Below are 1,310 nucleotides of genomic sequence, written 5' to 3'. Positions count from 1 at the left end.
TATTTACTTCGCGATGTACTTTAAATCGAAAATTTAACCATTATGTGTCATTAATTATTTTTCTTTTTTATTGTATAACTCACATTTCGCACCCTCCCAACGAAAATCGGGAGGATTTTTTCGTTCCGATGTCGAATGAATCCTTGACACACAAGGAAAGTGAAGGAGTTTTTCTCTCATGAACGTTCAAGTCAAAAAGGTCTATCGTAATGATTATTTGAATATAATAAGTGCCCTATTCAAGAAACTGGGCCTGCCCCAATTGATTGACCATCTCGTTCCCGTTGATCCACAGTGCCAGACTCGAGTCAGCGATGCCGTTCAGGCCATCATCTACAATCTGTTTGACGGCCGGCAAGCCCTCGTTCACGTGGAACGATGGGCTCAGGAGATCGATCTAGAGAAACTCATCCGTCCCGGTCTCCATCCTTCCTGGTTGAACGACGATGCCTTGGCTCGTCATCTCGACCGCTTGTATGAGGCCGACATTCACAAGGTGATCAGCACTTGCTTGATTCACATTTATCGCAAAGAAGGCCTTTCCCTCCGAGCCTTTCACGCCGATACGACGGACAAGACGGTTTACGGCGCGTATGAATCGGCCTCATTAGAGGCTTTGCAGATCACACATGGCTATAACCGCCATCATCGTTGGCAAAAACAGATCGGCTTCGGACTGGTCGGCAACGAGGACGGCATCCCGTTTTACGGCGATGTGCACGACGGCAACCTGCCTGACAAAACGTGGAATCCGGAGGTGCTGTCCCGTGTCCACGAACAGCTCAAACAAGCCAAGATGGAAGACGAATGGATTTACGTGGCCGATTCCGCCGCGATGACAAAAGACACTCTGGCGCAAACCAAAGCGGCCAACGCCTTTTTGATCACCCGAGGCCCTTCGTCGCTTCGGATCGTGAAACGGGCATTAGCGGAGGCCGATTCGCCTCACATCCCGTGGAGCGAACCCTTTACCCTGGCGGAGAGAAACGGCGCCACGTACCGGGTATGGGAAACATCCTCCACCTATGAAGGCCACCCCGTTCGGCTGATCGTCGTCGAATCGAGTGCGCTCGACCAGCGAAAAGGAAAGACGCTCGAAAAAGAACGAACCAAAGAAGCGGAGCTTCTTCGCGAGGAACAAGCCCATTGGGAGCGCCACCCTTTCTCCTGCCGGGAAGATGCCGAACAAGCCTTGGCGTCCCTCAAGGCGTCCCTTCGCCCCCGGTTTCATCGGGTTGAGGCCGCGGTCGAAGAGATCGTACGCCCGAAAAAACGGCGCGGACGGCCGAAAAAAGGGGCGGAACCCGAGG

General features: G+C 52.5%; 1 protein-coding gene. It reads left to right on the top strand.

Going from position 1 to position 1,310, the window contains the following annotated elements:
* Positions 1–178: 178 nt before the first annotated feature.
* On the top strand, positions 179–1,310 hold a 1,132-nt coding region (locus ETR37_RS17440; protein ID WP_129447585.1), incomplete at its 3' end, for an IS1634 family transposase.

The organism is Geobacillus sp. PK12, assembly GCF_004123125.1.
Lineage (GTDB): Bacteria > Bacillota > Bacilli > Bacillales > Anoxybacillaceae > Geobacillus > Geobacillus zalihae.
The sequence above is the reverse complement of the archived record's forward strand: the minus strand, read 5'-3'. Positions and strand labels throughout refer to the sequence as shown.